The sequence below is a fragment of the Methanofollis sp. genome (assembly GCF_028702905.1).
GTDB lineage: Archaea > Halobacteriota > Methanomicrobia > Methanomicrobiales > Methanofollaceae > Methanofollis.
Window position 1 is genome coordinate 19,188 of sequence record NZ_JAQVNX010000011.1, and the last position, 18,453, is coordinate 37,640.

12 protein-coding genes and 1 tRNA gene are annotated in these 18,453 nt (G+C 61.8%); 4 read left to right on the plus strand and 9 right to left on the minus strand.

Annotated elements, in window-relative coordinates; all coding sequences use genetic code 11:
- Positions 1–354 precede the first annotated feature (354 nt).
- The 5 genes from PHP59_RS02690 to PHP59_RS02710 all read right to left on the minus strand — a co-directional run bounded on the left by PHP59_RS02690 (position 355) and on the right by PHP59_RS02710 (position 4,355).
- The gene (locus PHP59_RS02690; RefSeq protein WP_300163184.1) at positions 355–1,572 is read right to left on the minus strand and encodes a hypothetical protein; all 1,218 of its coding nucleotides are present in this window, start codon (positions 1,570–1,572) and stop codon (positions 355–357) included.
- A gap of 9 nt (positions 1,573–1,581) precedes the next feature.
- Positions 1,582–2,064, minus strand: a complete 483-nt coding sequence (locus PHP59_RS02695) for a hypothetical protein (protein ID WP_300163187.1) — start codon at positions 2,062–2,064, stop codon at positions 1,582–1,584.
- Between the two features lie 42 nt (positions 2,065–2,106).
- On the minus strand, positions 2,107–2,904 hold the full coding sequence (gene mpgP / locus PHP59_RS02700) for a mannosyl-3-phosphoglycerate phosphatase (protein WP_366943711.1): 798 nt from the start codon (positions 2,902–2,904) through the stop codon (positions 2,107–2,109).
- A 17-nt stretch (positions 2,905–2,921) separates the two neighbouring features.
- A complete protein-coding gene (locus tag PHP59_RS02705) occupies positions 2,922–4,133 on the minus strand; it encodes a hypothetical protein (protein WP_300163190.1) in 1,212 nt (403 codons plus the stop codon).
- A 137-nt stretch (positions 4,134–4,270) separates the two neighbouring features.
- Positions 4,271–4,355, minus strand: a tRNA-Leu gene (locus tag PHP59_RS02710).
- Positions 4,356–4,596: 241 nt separating this feature from the next.
- On the opposite strand from PHP59_RS02710, the gene PHP59_RS02715 reads away from it, so the two are divergent.
- Positions 4,597–5,151: a TATA-box-binding protein gene (locus PHP59_RS02715; protein ID WP_300163193.1), complete on the plus strand. Its 555-nt coding sequence runs from the start codon at positions 4,597–4,599 to the stop codon at positions 5,149–5,151.
- A 964-nt stretch (positions 5,152–6,115) separates the two neighbouring features.
- On the opposite strand, the gene PHP59_RS02720 is transcribed toward PHP59_RS02715, so the two are convergent.
- Genes PHP59_RS02720 through PHP59_RS02730 form a run of 3 tightly spaced genes read right to left on the minus strand, consistent with a single transcriptional unit; the run spans position 6,116 to position 10,249 of the window.
- On the minus strand, positions 6,116–8,878 hold the full coding sequence (locus PHP59_RS02720; protein ID WP_300163196.1) for a DEAD/DEAH box helicase: 2,763 nt from the start codon (positions 8,876–8,878) through the stop codon (positions 6,116–6,118).
- Positions 8,805–9,542, minus strand: a complete 738-nt coding sequence (locus PHP59_RS02725; RefSeq protein ID WP_300163199.1) for a metallophosphoesterase — start codon at positions 9,540–9,542, stop codon at positions 8,805–8,807. The genes PHP59_RS02720 and PHP59_RS02725 overlap by 74 nt, the downstream gene beginning before the upstream one ends.
- Positions 9,542–10,249 carry a hypothetical protein gene (locus PHP59_RS02730; RefSeq protein ID WP_300163202.1) on the minus strand — a complete coding sequence of 236 codons (708 nt, stop codon included), beginning with the start codon at positions 10,247–10,249 and terminating at the stop codon, positions 9,542–9,544. The genes PHP59_RS02725 and PHP59_RS02730 overlap by 1 nt, the downstream gene beginning before the upstream one ends.
- A gap of 77 nt (positions 10,250–10,326) precedes the next feature.
- Here PHP59_RS02730 and PHP59_RS02735 point away from each other — a divergent pair, with 77 nt between their 5' ends.
- Genes PHP59_RS02735 through PHP59_RS02745 form a run of 3 tightly spaced genes read left to right on the plus strand, consistent with a single transcriptional unit; the run spans position 10,327 to position 17,716 of the window.
- Positions 10,327–11,295, plus strand: a complete 969-nt coding sequence (locus tag PHP59_RS02735) for a replication factor C small subunit (protein WP_300163205.1) — start codon at positions 10,327–10,329, stop codon at positions 11,293–11,295.
- Positions 11,296–11,354: 59 nt separating this feature from the next.
- Positions 11,355–14,546 carry an LAGLIDADG family homing endonuclease gene (locus tag PHP59_RS02740; RefSeq protein WP_300163229.1) on the plus strand — a complete coding sequence of 1,064 codons (3,192 nt, stop codon included), beginning with the start codon at positions 11,355–11,357 and terminating at the stop codon, positions 14,544–14,546.
- 2 nt (positions 14,547–14,548) lie between these two features.
- Positions 14,549–17,716, plus strand: a complete 3,168-nt coding sequence (locus PHP59_RS02745) for an LAGLIDADG family homing endonuclease (protein WP_300163208.1) — start codon at positions 14,549–14,551, stop codon at positions 17,714–17,716.
- 246 nt (positions 17,717–17,962) lie between these two features.
- On the opposite strand, the gene PHP59_RS02750 is transcribed toward PHP59_RS02745, so the two are convergent.
- Positions 17,963–18,453, minus strand: a 491-nt coding sequence (locus PHP59_RS02750; protein ID WP_300163211.1) for an ATP-binding cassette domain-containing protein, incomplete at its 5' end; no start/stop codon positions are given.

The following is an 18,453-nucleotide window of genomic DNA, read 5'->3' on the forward strand; positions in this document are numbered from 1 at the left end:
GCTCTGGAGAATTTCTGGCTCTGGAAGATCGGTGGCGGGGTGTTCACCCCCTGATCCCCCTTCAGGATAGAGATGGGATGGTAGTCTCCGTCTTCATGATCTCCTCATCTGTCTTCCCTCGTTCTATCCTAAGTTGGGGGTCTGGGTGGGGGGTGAAATCCCGGTACGTTTTTCGAGCAGAGCCCCGGGGGAACACGAGGGGAAAGGCAGTGGATCCGCGCTCTCCCTGTGGGATCAGAGATGTCACCCTGGCTAGAGGAGGATTTACCCTGAAAAACCCGTGCAGGATTTTTCAAAGAACCGCCTGAAACGAACGTTTCATGAGTGATTCAACAAAGCCGATACGAGCACTCCTCAACTCCACTGCATCCCGCGTTTCAGGAAAAGTTCCTCGTAGTCCTTGTAGGCCATGATATACTCGGCATGGGGCCAGATGAGAGGATATACCACATAGGCAAAACCTTCGGACCACTTCGGGTGGTCCTTGATCCCGTCGATCATCACCATCTTGTCGTCCCTCAAAATGCCGGAAGAGCGGAAGAGGTCGACCCACTCCTCGAAGCGTGCGATTGTCGAGATGTGCTCGGGAAACATGTACTCGTGGGCGATGTCCAGAACCCAGCCGAGGTACACCTCGGCCCGGTCATAGTCGCCGATATGGATAAAGTGCCGCGCCAGCTGGCAGGTGAAGTGCGGCCAGGGGCCGTAACCGCCGTTGTTGCGGTCCCATGACTCGGGGTATCGGTTGATGCCGCCCAGTTCGCGGTCCCAGAGGGCGGCGTCCAGTCTCCGGACCGTGTTGATCACCCGCAGGTCGCGGTTCTTCAGCAGCCCGAAATAGGCCGGGGCGTACTCGGCCACATCAGGCTCAAAGATCACCGAGGCAAAGGGGTCGTAGCCGAGGGGTTTGCTCCCCTTCTCCTTGATCCGGATCGCCTTGACAAAGGTGCGCCTCCTCGCGCTGTACAGGCATCGGAGGATGCTCTGCTTGACCAGTTCGGCCTGCCGCGCCCAATCCCCCACCTCCTTCCCGAGGTGCTGCCCCATCTTCACCGCTTCGAGGATGCCGGCGCAGCAGGCCGAGTTCGCATAGATCTCAAACCCGTGCTCGTAGGCAGGGTACTCATGGATGCTGTTGATTGTGTGAATCAGGTGGATCTCGTCGTTCTTGTTCCGCAGGATGAAGGTGACCGCGTCGGCCACGTTCTTCCAGAACTCTTCGGCGATATCGTAGCCGTGGAGTTCGGAATATTTGCCGAGTGCGTAGAGGGCGACACCATTGCAGTCGATCTGGAGTTCCTTGTAACTGGTGTCCATGCCGTCCACATTGCACCGCTGGGGGAACTCGCCTGTCGGTTTCTGGGCCGAGAGAATAAACCGCAGGGCCCTCCTGCTCTCCTCGACAAGGCCGGCCCGCAACGCCCCAAGCGTGACGATCGAGTGGTCCCGCACGTAGATGAAGGGATAGCGCGTGCCCGGCGGGCTGGCATAAAAACCACCATTCGCATGCTGGTTCTTCTTTATAACCTCGATGCTCGACTGGTACAATTTCCCGGCTTCCTGCAAATTCATACGCCACCATCACTGGAACTTGAAAATACAGGCCACCTTCTTCATCATCTCGTCCACTTCAGCCCTCCCGAGGCCGGCATTGACGATGGCATCGTCGTTGTAGACGGTCGCCCCCGCAGGATTGGCATCGCTTGCAAGGTGGAGCGAGGTCTTCTTGCCGGCCATCTCGGCACGCTTCGCCCGCAAGCAGTGGTGAAAGAGGCAGAAGATGTTGGAGACCGCAAGGCTCCTCCTCATCTCGATGAGCATTCCGAACTCCTCGGGTTCTTCCCCAAACTCCTCGACGAACTCCTGGACAACGCTGAAAAACGGGCAGATATGGAGGACGTTCACCCCACCCATCGGATCCCCTTCAAGGCCTGCCCCCTCTCGTTCACCGAGTGCCGAGGCAATGGCTTCTATCCAGGCGATCGTCTTTTCAGGCCCCTGCGACCTGACACTCTCGACAATTGCCAGAAGAAACGACGTCACCAGAACCTGTTTCACATCCATCACGATACCCCGGGGTGCATCCCATCAGGTATTGCATGGATTTTATATTTTTTCCAGCATCTTGACGACCGCCCGGTTCCAGCCCTCAGGGCCCACACCGTCGGCATGCACCACCTCCTGGCCAGCTTTTTCGTACGACCCGTCGGGCTTCTGGACCAGTATGGGGATGTCTGTCGCCGCAAGCATGGGAAGATCGTTTCTGCTGTCGCCAAGGCCGACAGTCGTCACCGTCCCGTACTCCTCCCTGAAGAGAGCGGCAAGGAGAGAGACGGCCCTGCCCTTGTCATTATCGCCGGTCAGGTGGAAGTACCGGCCGCCCCGCGTGTGCCTGAGGCCCCGGGCTTCGATCTCCCCGAGGACCGCCTCGACACAGGCGGGATCGGGGATGACAAAGGGTTCGTCATACTCCCTCATCCTGGCCAGACGTGCCGATGCACGGTCCAGCCCCGCGTCATGGGCGACCTCCTCGACGGTCATGTCCCCGAAACCTATGACTTTGCACCCGGTCTTCGACCGAATTTCCCTGATGGCCGCCCGCAGACGACCGTAGGGCGCGCCGAGTTCTATCACCAGATAGCCCCCGGCCTCACGGGTGTGGCCGACAGGCACGGTGAAGTAGCCGCGGGGGATGAAAACTGCTCCCCCGTTCTCGCTGATGAACGGGTCCGAGACACCCAGTTTATCCCTGACGACCTCGATCTCGGCTCTTGTCTTGCTCGTGCAGATGACAAGAGGGCACCTCTTCAGGGAGAGGAGGCGGAGTGCCGGGGCCGCGGCGGCAAAAGAATACGTGTCGTGGTCCAGGAGTGTCCCGTCCAGATCGGTGAATATGACGTGGATGCTCTCCCCCCCGGCCCCTACTCCCTGATGATATTCTCGTCCTCGATGATCGTCCTGATCAGTTTGTGCCTGAGCCGCGGGATGGCCGAACTAGCCCTGAGCCAGTCAGGGATCTGCGCATGTGCAGGTGAGATCAGGTACTCGTTCCCGGCCTCTACGATGACCCTCTCGAAACGATCGATGTAATGCTCCTCATCGTGCCGGTTGTACCGGATCTGGTTGCAGATCGCATCGGTGTGGTACTGCCGCAGGCGGTCCTGCGCCGTCCTCCGGTAGAGCACCCTGAGGCTGGTGAGAAAAGCCGGGGAGATCTCGTAGCCGTCGACCTCGGTCATCGCCCGCAGGAGAGTGACCAGGATGTCCCCGGCCATCTTCAGCAGCCCTTCAGTCCTGCCGGCGCCGATCAGTTTGTGTTTGTGGTCGTAATAGCCGAGGTCGGTCTGGCAGATCCGTTTCTTCACCACCGACCTGTACACCTCGTAGAGGGTGCCGATCTCAAGCCCCCAGTCCATGGGGATCCTGATGTTCAGGGCCAGGTCCGAGGTGAGAGCGATCTCCCCGGCAAGGGGGTACCGGAAACTGCGCAGGTACCGCAGGATGTCAGACTGATGACCGGTTTTTACCTGGAGGGAATCGATCAGGGGGTTGAGAAAGAGGCGCGTCACCCTGCCGTAGAAGGTGGCGCGGCCGTCGCCCAGGCGGGCATAATACCCCTTGTTGAAGAAGTAGTCAAGGTCAGGGTTCACCAGGGGGAAGGCGAGTTTCATCGGGATCTCGCAGGAATAGTTCAGGATGTCGGCGTCGTGCATGACGACGGCATAGGCGTCCACCGACGCGGCGCCGAGGGCCAGCCAGGTGTCCCTCCCCTTGCCCTGAATACCGAGGTCTATCCCTTCCTTCCCGAGGTCGCCGATGATCGCCTCGATGCCCGGGCTGTTGCACCACATGACCCGGTGAGGGCGCTCCAGCGAGTTGAAGAAGTGTGACGCCGATCTGAACTCCTCCTCTGACCGGGCGTAGAGTGCCACCAGCACATTGTTCAGGAATGTCGCCTTGTTCAGTTCGGCGACGATGCCGGGCAACGCGCCATGACTGAGATCGCCGTAGGCCAGCGGCAGCACCAGGTTGATCGGCCTCTCTTCCTTGAGGTCTTCGAGAAACCTCAGGGTTCTCGACTTCTCATACCCGAAATCATGGATCGTCGTGATCGGCCCCTGATCGAAATCCATCGAACCCCCCTCCGAGCAGGCGCATATATCACGACTTTTATATTTATATCCACCCCTGCGGCAGGACATGGACGACTGAATTGAGAAGACAGAATAGGATAAGGCAATCAAACACCGGGAAAGGCGATAAAAACGAATGCGAGGGAAGGGATTCGAACCCTCGAATGCCTGCGCAATTAGGCCCTGAACCTAACGCCTTTGACCTGGCTTGGCTACCCTCGCGCTAATAACTGTTCTCACTCAACTGAAATAAAGATATGCCTCGCCCCTGCCTCCCGGCCGCCTCACACAGGCAGGATGAGAGGTGATAGGCGGGGCCTCGCAGAAAGGGGCAGGAGAGTATGGATCCGGTCTTCGGTCAGCTGAAAAAACCGCCAAATTCTTCGCCAATGCCGGGAGGGTGCTTCGTATCATAAATATTTCCCGTTAGTATTATAGTGCCGGCGGATGCACACGTATATTAATGGATGATTCAAGGTACGAGTCACTGAAGATCGAAAATATCGTCGCATCCGGTGTCATAGCCGATTCCATCGATCTCGGGGATGTCTCGAAAAAGGTTCCGAATTGCGAACTGAACACGAAGCGCTTCCCCGGCGCAGTCTACCGGATCGAAAAACCGAAGATCGCCTCCCTGATCTTCTCCTCAGGCAAGGTCGTCCTTACCGGGATCCGGAACAAGCAGGATCTCTACGACGGCCTCAATATCATCGTCCAGTCCCTCAAGGAAGCGGGGGTCGACACCTACGACGAACCGAGGGTCGGGATCACCAATATCGTCTGCTCGTACGACATCGGACGGTACATCAACCTCAACAAGGTCGTGATCACCCTTAACCTGGAAAACATCGAGTACGAGCCCGAACAGTTCCCCGGCCTCGTCTACAGGATCAAGGACCCGAAGATTGTGGCTCTCCTCTTCTCCTCAGGCAAGATCATCCTCACCGGCGGGAAGAACCTCGAGGACATCAAGCGCGGCCTCGACTTCCTCGAGCAGAAGCTCGAAAGCATAATGTGATTTTACAGGATCTGTAAAAATTACAATTTTTTGAGTGGCGCCGGCGACGGCGATTTTCATTCTGTCATACTCGCCGGCGCTCGCAATGTGAAAATGTACCGTTTTATCGATTCTGTAGAATCGGGCATGATTCGGGAGCACGCCTCAGGCATACCGCATGAAAATTGTTCTGAGGAGTTCGTCTGGTCAAAGTGCCTTCCCGCACGCTTGCGCCGGGGGCGCTGCCCCCGGACCCCCGGGATTACGATAGGACGGGGAAGGCAGAGGGCGGACCTTTCTGAAGGTGGTTTTGCCCTCTCCATCTCCATCATGGGGTGCTCGTTGAGAGTCAAAACCTCATGAAAACCCGGAGAACGGATCTTCTGGATCATTTTCATGGTAATCCTCTGGATGGTCATCTCTGCGGGGGGCTGCCCTCGAAAAAATACGGTTTTTTCATGCTCGCTGATGCTCACACCCCCTCCCCTGTCACCAGGATGGGGTGGATTGGCAATCCCCTTTCCCAAGATCTCCGGCCCTGTCTTCCCCGACCCTGGCCTGATTCGTGGGTCCGGGGGAAACGAGCGCAAGAGAGTTCGAGAAAGCCAGAGGCTTTCGAGGGAGTCCCCGGGTCGAAAGTACGGGGAAGGGGGTGGACTTATTGCATTCTTCCGGGGGGTTTCACCCCCCGGTCCCCCCACCATTAAGATAGGAGTAGGTGGCAATCTCTCCCCCTCAGTAATCCCATTCGCACTTCCCGGATCCTATCCTGACATCGGGGTTCCGGGGGCAACGAACGATAGCGAGTTCGAGAACACAGGGAATTGAAGATTCCCGGTGAAGGAAGATCTTCGATCTTCCGTGAATCTTGATTTTCGGCGTAGTCCCCCGGCCGAGAGTGTGGGGAAGGCAGTGGACCCGCGCTCACCCCATTGAACCACAGGGGATCCCACAGCCGGCGTACGAGAATCTCTCCCGAACCCCCTCACCAGAACCGGCGGGTGAGTACGTAGTTCCTCTCCGCCTTCAAGATCTCCCTGTACATCGCATCCTCGTCCCTGCTTTTTCCAAGGACCCGGGCGGCAGTCTCCGGGCCGACGCCCCGGGCGGCGAGGGCGATCACCGCGGGCTTCCCGTAACTGAGGACAAGATTGGCATTCCGCAGGACACGCGCCTCGACGGTCCGGTCTTCGGCACTCTTCTTCGCTTTCTTGATCACGCCGATCTGCTCCTCTTCCCAGGGTTTGAGCGCGGCGATCAGGCGTGCCGAGCAGAGGGGGCACTGCGGGTGGTCTGGCACCCTCTCGACATGGGTCCGACTCGTCCACTTCTTGCAGTGCATGCAGAAGAGCACGACCTTATCTCCGGCAAGGCGGCGTTTCAGGGTCGAGATCACCGCCTGATCGGCGGTCGGCGGCGGGACCATGTCGCGGGACGAGGAGAGGCCGTCGGCGCCGAGGACGGAGAGGGGGCCGATGTGGAGGGCGACCTCGCCGGACTGCACCGCGGCGAAGATCTTCTGCGCCCCTTCCACGTCCATGGTGGCGCGGAAGAGTTCGGTGTACGCCTCGTCGGCCACCACCGTCCCCTCGAAGGCCTCGATAAGGCGGTGGAGACTGATCTTCTCGTAGTCGGCGTCGGCGTCGATCGCCCCGAACTTCTTCGCGACCTGCACGAGTTTCCACTTGAAGAGGGCCGTCCGACGGAGGGCGAGGCGGAGGATGCCGCCGACATGCGTCGGGTCGGTGGTGAGGAGGAACTCCCGCACCTCTGCCGCACGGACGGCCTTCGGGAGGCGGAGCATCGCGCGGTAGGCACCGCTCTCGATCCCGACCGTCGTGCCGTAGCGTGCCGAGATCAGGACGGAGAGCACGCGTGCAATCGCCTCGTTCGCCCGGTGGCCGGCGCAGATATTGCAGACCACGCCCTCGTCCGAGTTCTCCAGGGTGATCAGGCGGTCGGTCGGCACCGGCGTCCTGTTCCTGTCCATCTCCCCAAGATAGGTGGCGGCGAAGGCGAGCGCCGTCTCGTCGTCGGTATAGGCGGCGAGGTCGCGCGTCCGGCGCAGGCGGCCGACCTCGTCGGCCACGGCAAAGGGGACAGGGATCTGCTCCCCCTCCCAGGAGGGGAGTTCGCCCTTCGCCTCCCGCGCGGGCTCGACGGTGAGGCGGCCGTCCTCGAAGTCGAGCACCCGCCACAGTTTCCCCCGCGTGATGAAGACCGCACCGGTGTGGACGAAGCCGACGACAAAGGACTCGTCCAATGTCCCGACCGTCCGCCTGGCGACCAGGTCGTAGACAGGCACCTTCCTCTCGTCATGGATCATCGAGAGGTTTGCAGAGAGGTACCGCCGGGCGCGGGAGGTGGTGACGATCCGGCGGGCCGCGCCCTCCCCGTCCAGCCGGATCAGCCTGTGCCCTTCGAGTTGCGTGCAGACGGCGTCGAGGAGCGGGCCGGCGTCCTCAAAGCATCCCGAGCGTTCGAGGATGGTGCGGGCCTTCTCCACCGCGATCTCGCCGTACTCCACCGCAAGGGCGGCGACGGCATTGGCGCAGACGTCCGCGGCATTCAGGTACGGGGCGACCGCCTCGATCTCGCCGCCCCGCGCCCGTCGCATGATCACGAGAGATTCGAGGAGGTCGTCGAAACCGGTCGCAAGCACGGTCCCCCGCGAGACCGCGTACAGCTGGTGGCCGGCCCGCCCGACCCTCTGGACCAGGCGGGCCACCTCGCGGGGGCTGCCGAACTGGACCACATGGCCGATATGCCCGATATCGATGCCGAGTTCCATCGAGGAGGTGCAGATGAGGCTCCGCACCGCGCCGGCCCGAAACCTGTCCTCGGCATCGACCCGCACCTCCTTCGAGAGGGAGCCGTGGTGGACCTCGACGTCGCCCCTCTCCATGAGGGCGTGGCCGAGGGCCTCCGCGGTGACGCGGGTGTTCACGAAGACGAGGGAGGAGGGTTCGGCGTCGATCATCTCCCCGACACAGGCCGCCTGCTTCGGAAACTCGCCGCCGCAGAAGCGGACCCCGAGGTCGAGTTGCTTCGCGACCGGCACCTCGACGAGGGTGAAGGGCCGGGCGCCGCAGAGGTACCGGCCGATATCGTCGGGGTTGCCGACAGTCGCCGAGAGGCCGATCCTCTGGAACTCCCCCGCGTACTCCTGTATCCTCTCAAGGGCGACGGCGAGCTGGGCGCCGCGCTTGCTCCCCGCGAGTTCGTGGACCTCGTCGACGATCACGTGGCCGACATGCGCGAGGTGCTGACGCAGCCTCTTGCCCATGAAGAGAGCCTGCACGGTCTCGGGGGTCGTGATCAGGAGGTCGGGCGGCGAGAGGGCCTGCTTGCGGCGGACCGTCTGGGGGGTGTCGCCGTGCCGCACCCCGACGGTGAGGCCGAGCCTCTCGCACCACCACTGGAGGCGTTCGAGGATGTCGCGGTTGAGGGCGCGCAGGGGCGTGATGTACAGCGCCCTGATGCCGGGTCCGTCCTCTTTGAGCAGGGCGTTGAAGACCGGGAACATGGCGCTCTCCGTCTTGCCCGTGCCCGTCGGGGCGATCAGGACCAGGTTGTCGCCGGCGAGGAGGTGAGGGATCGCCCGCTCCTGCGCCTCGGAGAGTTCCTCGAAGCCCCGCTCGTCAATGAGCGCCCGCACCCGCGGGTCAAGGAGGTCACGCGCCGCGCTGTTCCCTGATCTCTGCAAGGGTCCCGATGTAGGTCCCGTCACGCAGCCACACCTCGGCATCGTCTTCGTCGATACACCGCGCGAGCGGCCCGAGACCGCTCTCTTTCAGGTCGAGCACGTCCACCCCGCCGGAAAATTCGCAGGCCGCGGGCACGGCGAGGACGCGTGTCCCGTCCCCCCACCCCTCGCCGGTGAGGGATGAGTACAGGTAGGCGGGTTCTGCCCGCAGGGAGCACCCCACCTCGTCGGAGAGGGAGACGACCGGGTGGAGGTGGCCGATCACGAGGAGGCCGCCCGCGAGGTCTGGGTCGGGATGGGTATGGCCGTGGAGATAGCCGGCCCCGTCGATGCGTGCGCCCGCCGCAGGGAGGAGTTCGCCGTCCTTAAGAAAACGTGCGATCCCGCCGTCATGGTTGCCGGGCAGCACCTTCACCTCGGTCAGGTCCCTGAAGGAGTCGAGGAGAGCCGGGAGTTCGTCGCACTCCTGCCTGCTCGTGATAGGCACCATATGCTTCACGTCTCCGAGGAGGAGGAGGAGGTCGGGGTCTGTCTCCCTGACGGCGGCAAGGACCCGCGACGCCCTCGCCCTGCTCCTGCTCTGCACATGCACGCCCGCACGGGCAAGGCCGGACTCGATCCCGAAATGGAGGTCCGCGACGACGAGCACCCTTTCCGTGTTCTCCATCAGGAGGGCCGGGACGTCCGGGAGGAATTCCGGGTGCATCAGATCAGCCTCACCTGCCCGGTCGAGGGGGTATAGCACTCCCCCTCCTCCAGCAGGGCATAGAGGGCCGCTTCGGCCGCCGCCCGCCCGACACCCCTCTCCCCGGCGCGGGCAAAGAGGTCCTCTTCGCTGCCACGCCGGCCAGGGCACTCTTCGAGAAGGGAGAGGAGGAGGGAGCGGGCGTCCTGTGTCGCGCCACCTGCCGGCCCCTCGGACACGCTCGAAAGCGCCGCCCGGACCATCAGGGCCATCCCGGCGATCTCTCCGGCGTCGCCGTCGGCGGCGGCGAGCGCCTCGATCCGGCCGAGGGTGAGGTCTGCCGTCCGCAGCACCCAGAGGTCACGCACCGGCTTTTCCACCCGCGCCACCGCCTCGGGCACCAGGACGACCTCGCCGCGGGAGACGGCGAGGGCCCCGCTCACCGCGACAAATGCCGGCGGCTCGATCGAACGTAAGGAATCGGCCGCCTCCCCGCGCCACGCGGCGGCGACCGTGATCGTGCCGGTCGGGTCGGCGACACGGGCGGTGACCCGTCCCCCCGCGGCCCTGACCGCCGTCAGGGCACCCGTGAAAAAGACCCGCCGCCCGCGCGCACCGGTCGGTGAAAGGAAGGTTTCGCCGTCAAATTCGGTCGTCCGCGCCATTTCCCCGGCAAACAGCCTGACCGCCGCCGCGAGAGAGACAGCCCGACCATTCGGCGCATCCATACCGTAGCGTGTACTCCCCGGCCACATAAAGATCAGGATGACAGCATATTCATGTCTGGAGAAACAATCAGTCTGTGATGGAGGGCAACAACACCATCTGGATCGAGAAATACCGGCCGCAAAAACTTGCGGACATGGTCGGCCACCCGGAGATCGTCGAGCGTCTCCGGTCATACGTGAAGAGCGGCACTCTCCCCCATCTCCTCTTCACCGGCCCGGCCGGCGTCGGCAAGACCACAGCAGCGGTTGCACTTGCAAAGGAGTTCTTCGGCGATACCTGGCAGATAAACTTCAGGGAGATGAACGCCTCCGACGAACGTGGGATCGACGTGGTCAGGAACCAGATCAAGGGTTTCGCCCGGACATCCCCGCTCGGCGGCGCAAGTTTCAAGATCCTCTTTCTGGACGAGGCCGATGCCCTCACGACCGATGCCCAGGCCGCACTCCGCCGGACCATGGAAAACTATGCCCAGAACTGCCGGTTCATTCTCTCCTGCAACTACTCCTCGAAGATTATCGACCCCATCCAGAGCCGGTGCGCCATCTACCGCTTCAGACCCCTCGACGACGCGGCGGTCACTGAGCAGGTGCGGCGTGTCGCCGTGACCGAGGGCGTGACCCTCACCGACGACGCCGTGCAGGCGATCGTCTATATCGCCGAAGGCGACATGAGAAAAGCGCTCAACGCCCTGCAGGGCGCGGCGATCATCTCGCGGGAGATCGACGCGGGCATGGTGTATGAGACGACCTCGACGGCGCGGCCCGACGAGATCAGGAACCTCCTCGACCTCTCGATGCAGGGCGACTTCCCCGCGGCCGAAGGAGCGCTCCGCCACCTGATGCGCGACCGGGGGATCGCCCCGAACGAACTGATCAACCAGTGCTTCAGGGAAGTCGTCCGTTCTGATATGGAAACCGGCCTCAAGGTCGCCTTCATCGACCACCTCGGCGAGGCCGACTTCAGGATTTCGGAAGGAGCGGACTCCGCCATCCAGATGGAGGCACTGATCGCCCTATTTGTCCTTGCCGCCCGGAAAAACGAATAAAATATTTTCACCCCCCGGACAACCACCTTGATGGAGGAGCCCCCTCATATATGGTATCAATGTCACCCCGCCAGAACACTGAAGTGACCGATGTCGTCAGCGACTGGGAGACATTCCTCAAGCGGCAGTACAACCGGAAAGAGCGGGTCGAACTCTCGAAGGAATTCCCGCACAAGCGCTCATTCTACATCGATTACAGGAACCTCGAAGCATTCGGGAAGCGCGGTCTCGCTCTCGCCGACGAACTCATCGAACGGCCCGAAAAGGTTATGAACGACGTCAAGGACGCCCTCGTCCGCCTCGGCATCATCGAGGAGAAGGACAGGCGCCTCGTCCATGTCAGGTTCATGAACCTCACCAGGAAGACGAAGATCCGGGACATCAGGGCAAACCAGATCAACACCTTCGTCGCCGTGGAAGGGATCCTCAGGAAAACGACAGAGGTCAGGCCGAGGATCGTCGCGGCGGTCTTCAAGTGCCTGGAGTGCGGGCAGCTCACCCCGCCGTACTCCCAGACCTACGGCCGGTTCCAGGACCCCTTCCGGGTCTGCGCCACCTGCCAGAAGAAGACTCCACTCGAACTCGTGCCCGAGAAGTCCGTCTTTCTGGACGCCCAGAAACTGCGGATCCAGGAATCGCCCGAGGGCCTGCGGGGCGGCGAGCAGCCGCAGACCATCGACGTGGACGTGACCGACGACCTGACAGGCAGCTCCGCGCCCGGCGACAGGGTGGTGATCACCGGCATCCTCAGGTCTTTCCAGCGTATCAACGCGGGCACGAAGTCCACCCTCTTCGATATCTACCTGGAGTGCAATGCGATCGAGGTGGCCGAGAAGGAGTTCGAGGAGGTGAATATCTCCGAGGAGGACGAGGACGAGATCCAGGAACTCTCCAGGGACCCGAAGGTCTACTCGAAGATCACCCGGTCCATCGCCCCGACGATCTACGGGAACACGGACGTGAAGGAAGCGGTCGCCCTCCAGCTCTTCGGCGGGATCCCGAAGGAGATGCCTGACGGCTCCCGTCTCCGCGGCGACATCCATGTCCTCCTTGTCGGCGACCCGGGTATCGCAAAGTCCCAGCTCCTCAGGTATATCGTGCAGCTCTCTCCCCGCGGCATCTACACCTCGGGCAAGTCCTCGACCTCGGCGGGCCTCACGGCGACCGCGGTGAAAGACGAGTTCGGCGACGGCCGCTGGACCCTGGAGGCCGGCGCCCTCGTGCTCGCGGATATGGGCATGGCCGCTGTCGATGAACTGGACAAGATGGAAAAGGAGGACAGGTCGGCCCTCCACGAGGCAATGGAGCAGCAGTGCTATGACAACCAGACCGAGGTCCTCACCGAGCACGGCTGGCGGCTCTTCAGGGACGTTGAAGAGGGCGAGCGTGTGGCGACGCTCACGCCGGACGGCAGGTTGGCGTACGCCGTGCCGACGGCCTATGTGGCTGCCGAATATGACGGCGACATGTACTTCATCGCCTCCAGGCAGGTCGACCTCGCGGTCACGCCCAACCACAACATGTACGTGGACCTGAACAGGCGTGCCGACGAGTGGGAGGGCTTCGGCCTCAGGCGGATGGAGACCCTGCCCCTCCAGAGGAGGATGCGTTTCAAGAAGAACGCCATCTGGGAGGGGATGTATGCCGAGACCTATGAACTGCCGTCGGTGACCATTTACAAGAACCAGAACCATGGCGGAGAGGAGTCGGGCGCCATCACCCTGAAGATGAACGACTGGCTGGAGTTCCTCGGCTATTATCTCTCCGAGGGCTCTGTCCAGTACACAAACGGCGTCCCGTATCGCGTCCACCTATCCCAGAGAGACGGAGTACGTGCCGCGAAGATGACGGCGTGTACCAACCGTCTGGGATTCAGGTGGAGTTATAACGGCCAGAACATCGCCATCTCCTCGAAACAGCTGGCGACCCATCTGGCAGTGTTCGGGAAGTGCCATGAAAAATATGTCCCGCAATACGCGAAGGAGGTGTGCCCCGAACAGATCCGGATCCTCCTCGACGCCCTCGTCCTCGGTGACGGCTGGGTCAGGAAAGGGACAGGCCAGACCGCGTATGTCACCTCCTCGCGGCAGCTGGCAGACGACATGACCGAACTCCTCCTCAAGGCAGGGATCTCGGGCAACGCCACCGTGGTCCACAGACAGGGGGATGAGGTGCGCGTTCCCGAGGGCCGGACAGCCGTCCTGTCCCATGACATCTATCAGGTCTCCTTCATCAGGGAGGGGCAGAACAGGTCGAGCATCAACACCAATGGCCTCAGGCATATCACGAAGGGCCATTATGCCGGCATGATCTACTGCGTGGAGGTGCCCGATCACGTCATCTATGTTCGGCGGCATGGGAAGCCGGTCTGGTGCGGGAACACCGTCTCGATTGCGAAAGCGGGTATCACGGCAACCCTCCGGTCCAGATGCGCCCTTCTCGGTGCCGCAAACCCGAAGATGGGCCGTTTCGACGAGTACGCTCCCATCTCCGAGCAGATCAACATGCCGCCCTCCCTCCTCTCCCGCTTCGACCTCATCTTCATCATGACAGACAAGCCGGACGCGGCCCGCGACATGGCGATCGCAGAGCACATCCTCAAGTCCCACGCGGTCGGCGAACTGATCGAGAAGAAGAGGCGGATGCCGGTCGAAGGCGTGGACGATGCCTATATCAAGCAGCAACTCAAGCCGGTGACGCCCGATATCGAGCCCCTCCTCTTCCGCAAGTACATCGCGTACGCAAAGCGGACCTGCTTCCCGACGATCGTCCCCGAGGCGCGGGAGGCGCTGCGGGACTACTATCTCCAGCTCCGTAAACTCGCCGACAACAACAAACCTGTGCCGGTGACGGCGCGGCAGCTTGAGGCACTCATCCGCCTCGGCGAGGCGAGTGCCAGGATAAGGCTCTCGCCGACCGTGGATATTGAGGACGCAAAGCGTGTGATCAAGATCGTGGACACCTGTCTCCGTCAGGTGGCCTATGACGCCGAGTCTGGCACCTTCGACATCGACAAGTGGACGACCGGGATCTCGAAGAGGCAGCGGGACATCATCAGGACGGTGAAGGAGGTCATCAAGGACGTCGGCGGCGACGAAGGCTCCGCAAACGTCGAGCAGGTGATCGAGGAGATGATCAGGGAGGGCTTTGCGAAGGAGAAGGTCGAGGCGACGATCCGGGTGCTCAAGAACGAGGGCGAGGTGGTCGAACTGCGGCCCGGCATCATCAAACTCTCCGCACGGGAGTACTGACGATGGAGGACGGCGTCACCGACGTGGTCGGCGAGTGGGTAAACTTCCTCTCCCGGTACTGCCGGCGCGAACTCGCCGAGATCGAGAGGGAGTTCCCCTTCAGGCGTTCCCTGTACATCGACTACCGGACCCTCCAGGCCTCGGGCAGGTCCGGCCTGCGCCTCGCGGACGAGGTGATCGAACGTCCCGGCAAGGCGACAGGCGACATCAGGGACGCCCTCCGCCAGCTCACCGCCATAGGCGAGGAGAAGGCCGGGAAGATCAATGTCCGCTTCCACCATATCGAGCGTGTCACCGGCATCAGGGACATCAGGGCCTACCACATCAATCGCTTTGTCTCGCTGAAGGGGATCATCAGGAAGACGACCGAGGTGCGGCCGAGGATCGTCGAGGCTGTCTTCCAGTGCCCGGGCTGCGGCTCAACGACGACGGTGCGGCAGGGCTACGGGAACTTCGAGGAGCCCGAGGAGTGCCCGAACCCGGAGTGCAACCGGCGCAAACTGAAGCTCCTCCAGGCAAAGTCCCGGTACGTGGACTCGCAGAAAGTGCGGATCCAGGAATCGCCCGAGGGCCTGCGGGGCGGCGCAAGGCCCCAGACCCTCGACGTCGAGGTGACCGACGACCTCACCGGGGCGATCGCACCCGGTGACAGGGTGGTCCTCAACGGCATCCCCCGCTCCAGGCAGAGGGTGAACTACGGGACAAAGTCCACCCTCTTCGACATATCCCTGGAGTGCTCCTCGATCGAGGCGCCGGAGAGGGAGTTCGAGGAGGTGAACATCTCCGAGGAGGACGAGGCCGAGATCCACGAACTCTCGCACGACGCCGGACTGTACGGGAAGATCACCGGTTCGATCGCCCCCTCGATCTACGGGAACACCGAGGTGAAGGAGGCGATCGCCCTCCAGCTCTTCGGGGGGGTGGCGAAGAACCTGCCTGACGGGTCCCGTCTCCGCGGCGATATTCACGTCCTCCTGGTAGGCGATCCCGGCATCGCGAAGTCCCAGATCCTCAGGTACGTCGTGCAGATCTCCCCCAGGGGCGTGTACACCTCGGGCAAGTCCTCGACCTCGGCGGGTCTCACGGCGACCGCGGTGAAGGACGACTTCGGCGACGGGAGCTGGACCCTGGAGGCCGGGGCCCTTGTCCTCGCGGATATGGGGCTCGCCGCGGTGGACGAGATGGACAAGATGCAGAAGGAGGATCGGTCGGCCCTCCACGAGGCGATGGAACAACAATGCTACGACGATCAGACCGAGGTTCTGACGGAAGCCGGGTGGAAATACTTCCGTGACGTAACTGATACGGATCGGGTTGCAACCCTCTCTCCAGAAGGCTACCTGGAGTATCAGCGGCCGATGACGTTCGTGGATGCCGAGTACGATGGCGAGATGTATTTCTTCACGTCGCGGCAGGTCGATCTCGCAGTGACTCCAAACCACACCATGTATGTCAACCTGAACCACCGTGCCAACGAATGGGCGGGGTTTGCGCGCATACGGGCGGATGAACTGCCGATTCGTAGACGGATGCGGTTCAAGAAGAATGCCAAATGGGTTGGAGAACGGCAGGAAGTCCATACAATTCCTGGGGTCGTCAAATACGGAAACCAGAACTGCACCGGGATACAGACAGGTGGAATCGAGATTCCGATGGACGACTGGCTGGAGTTCCTCGGCTACTTCCTCTCTGAAGGATGTGTTAGTAAACACTGGCAGACCGGTGTGCCGTATCGGATCGCTATCGGCCAGAAGAAACCAGAATCGACCGAGACAATCCGAAGATGTTTGGAACGGTTACCGTTCCGGTTCACATATGATGGGGCCAACTTTGTGATAAACTCAAAACAGTTGGCCTGTCATATGGAACAGTTTGGTACAAGTCCTGGCAGGCACGTTCCAGATTATGCCAAACATCTTCCTCTAGAACAGATCCAGATCCTTCTGGATGCCCTGGTCCTCGGGGACGGATCGATCGATCGGAAAACAGGCGCAACATCCTATATCACATCATCAAAAAGGCTTGCAGACGATGTGACGGAATTGCTGCTGAAGGTAGGGCTGTCTGGAAACCGATATTTAGTCAGGGAAGCCGGATCGATAACCTCGAATCCGCGTGGAGGGACATCGGTCATATCGCATGACATCTATACGGTCTCATTCATTCGGGAATCTCAGAATGAGCCGAACATCAACACGAACGGACACCAGCAGATCGAGAGAGGTCACTACACGGGCAGGATCTATTGCGTTGAAGTGCCAAACCACCTCCTCTACGTCCGTAGGAATGGCATTCCGGTGTGGTGCGGCAACAGTATCTCGGTTGCGAAGGCCGGGATCACGGCGACCCTGCGGTCGAGGTGCGCTCTCCTCGGCGCGGCAAACCCGAAACTCGGCCGGTTCGACGCCTTCGTCCCGATCGCCGAACAGATCAACATGCCGCCATCCCTCCTCTCCCGTTTCGACCTCATCTTCGTCCTGACAGACAAGCCCGACCATACGCGGGACACGGCAATTGCCCGGCACATAATCTCGGCCCACCGGGTCGGGGAACTGATCATGCAGAAGCAGGAGGGCCCCCTCACCCCGGCGGATGCCGACCTCCTGGCGAGCGAGAGCACGGTAGTGGAACCGCCGATCGCGCCCGAACTCCTGCGGAAATATATCGCGTATGCGAAGAGGCATGTGACGCCCCTCATCACCGACGGCGCGAAGGAGATGCTCATCACGTATTACCTCAGGCTCCGCGACCTCGCCGACGAGAACAAGCCGGTGCCGGTGACAGCCCGGCAACTTGAGGCCCTGATCCGCCTCGGCGAGGCGAGCGCCAGGATGCGGCTGTCACGGACTGTCGAGCCCGAGGACGCAGAGCGTGTGATCATGATCGTGGACGCCTGCCTGCGGCAGGTCGCCTACGACGCCGAGACCGGCACCCTGGACATCGACAAGTGGACGACCGGGATCACGAAGAAGAAGAGGGACATCATCCGCACGATCAGGGAGACGATAAAGGCGCTCGGCGGCGATGACGGCACCGCAAAGACCGAGGAGGTCGTCGAGACCCTGGTGCAGCAGGGTTTTGACCGCGACGAGGTGCAGGAGAACCTTGACAAGATGATCCGCTTCGGCGAGGCGATGCAGCCGCGGCGCGGGATCGTGCGGTTGATCTGAGGGGAGAGATTTTCTTTTTTTGGGTCTGGTGAAGCTTGCTGTTCAGGGGTATCTGTGCCACGGGGGGCTGCCGCCCCCCCGGCCCCCAGTCCGAGACTCAGATCCACCGCCTTCCTCACACCCTAGACCGGGGGCAAGCCCCCGGACCCCCGAAACAGGATAGAGGGGGAAGACAGAACCGGAGTCCAGAAGGAATATGCCAACCCCGCCCCATGGGTTACCACGAAAATGATCCCGGAATCCTCCCTAATACCCGCTCGCATAATACCACCCTCCCTCTTCCCTGATATGCACCGGGACGTCGAAGAGTCCGCCGATCACCTCATCGGTCAGGACCTCCTCCTTCGGGCCGTCGCCGTAGATGCGTCCGTCCTTCATCAAGACCACCCGCGAGATCTCGGGGATGATGTCGTGGAGGTTGTGGGTGACCATGATCACGCCTGTCCCCGAGCGTGCAATCTTCCGCAAGGTCGAGCGGACGTGGTGGAGGGCGTGGAGGTCGAGGCTGTTCGTGGGTTCGTCCAGGATGAGCGCAACGGGGTCGTGGACGAGGGCGCGGCCGATGAGGAAGCGCCTCGCCTCGCCGGTGGACATCCGCGTCATGGGGCGGGCCGCAAGGTGTTCTATCTCCAGGAAATTGAGAATCTCTTCAGTCCTGCCCTCCATCGCCGGGGTGACCTCGTGCCTGAAGAGGCCGACACTGGAGAAGAAACCGGAGAGGACGACGTCACGCCCGG

What these genes read in the sequence shown, in the direction of transcription:
- PHP59_RS02695 (WP_300163187.1), bottom strand. Translation starts at nt 2,064, where the DNA reads ATGGATGTGAAACAGGTTCTGGTGACGTCGTTTCTTCTGGCAATTGTC.
- PHP59_RS02715 (WP_300163193.1), top strand. Translation starts at nt 4,597, where the DNA reads ATGGATGATTCAAGGTACGAGTCACTGAAGATCGAAAATATCGTCGCA.
- PHP59_RS02720 (WP_300163196.1), bottom strand. Translation starts at nt 8,878, where the DNA reads ATGCCGAGGTGTGGCTGCGTGACGGGACCTACATCGGGACCCTTGCAG.
- PHP59_RS02690 (WP_300163184.1), bottom strand. Translation starts at nt 1,572, where the DNA reads ATGAATTTGCAGGAAGCCGGGAAATTGTACCAGTCGAGCATCGAGGTT.
- PHP59_RS02725 (WP_300163199.1), bottom strand. Translation starts at nt 9,542, where the DNA reads ATGCACCCGGAATTCCTCCCGGACGTCCCGGCCCTCCTGATGGAGAAC.
- PHP59_RS02745 (WP_300163208.1), top strand. Translation starts at nt 14,549, where the DNA reads ATGGAGGACGGCGTCACCGACGTGGTCGGCGAGTGGGTAAACTTCCTC.
- PHP59_RS02740 (WP_300163229.1), top strand. Translation starts at nt 11,355, where the DNA reads ATGTCACCCCGCCAGAACACTGAAGTGACCGATGTCGTCAGCGACTGG.
- PHP59_RS02735 (WP_300163205.1), top strand. Translation starts at nt 10,327, where the DNA reads ATGGAGGGCAACAACACCATCTGGATCGAGAAATACCGGCCGCAAAAA.
- PHP59_RS02730 (WP_300163202.1), bottom strand. Translation starts at nt 10,249, where the DNA reads ATGGATGCGCCGAATGGTCGGGCTGTCTCTCTCGCGGCGGCGGTCAGG.
- PHP59_RS02705 (WP_300163190.1), bottom strand. Translation starts at nt 4,133, where the DNA reads ATGGATTTCGATCAGGGGCCGATCACGACGATCCATGATTTCGGGTAT.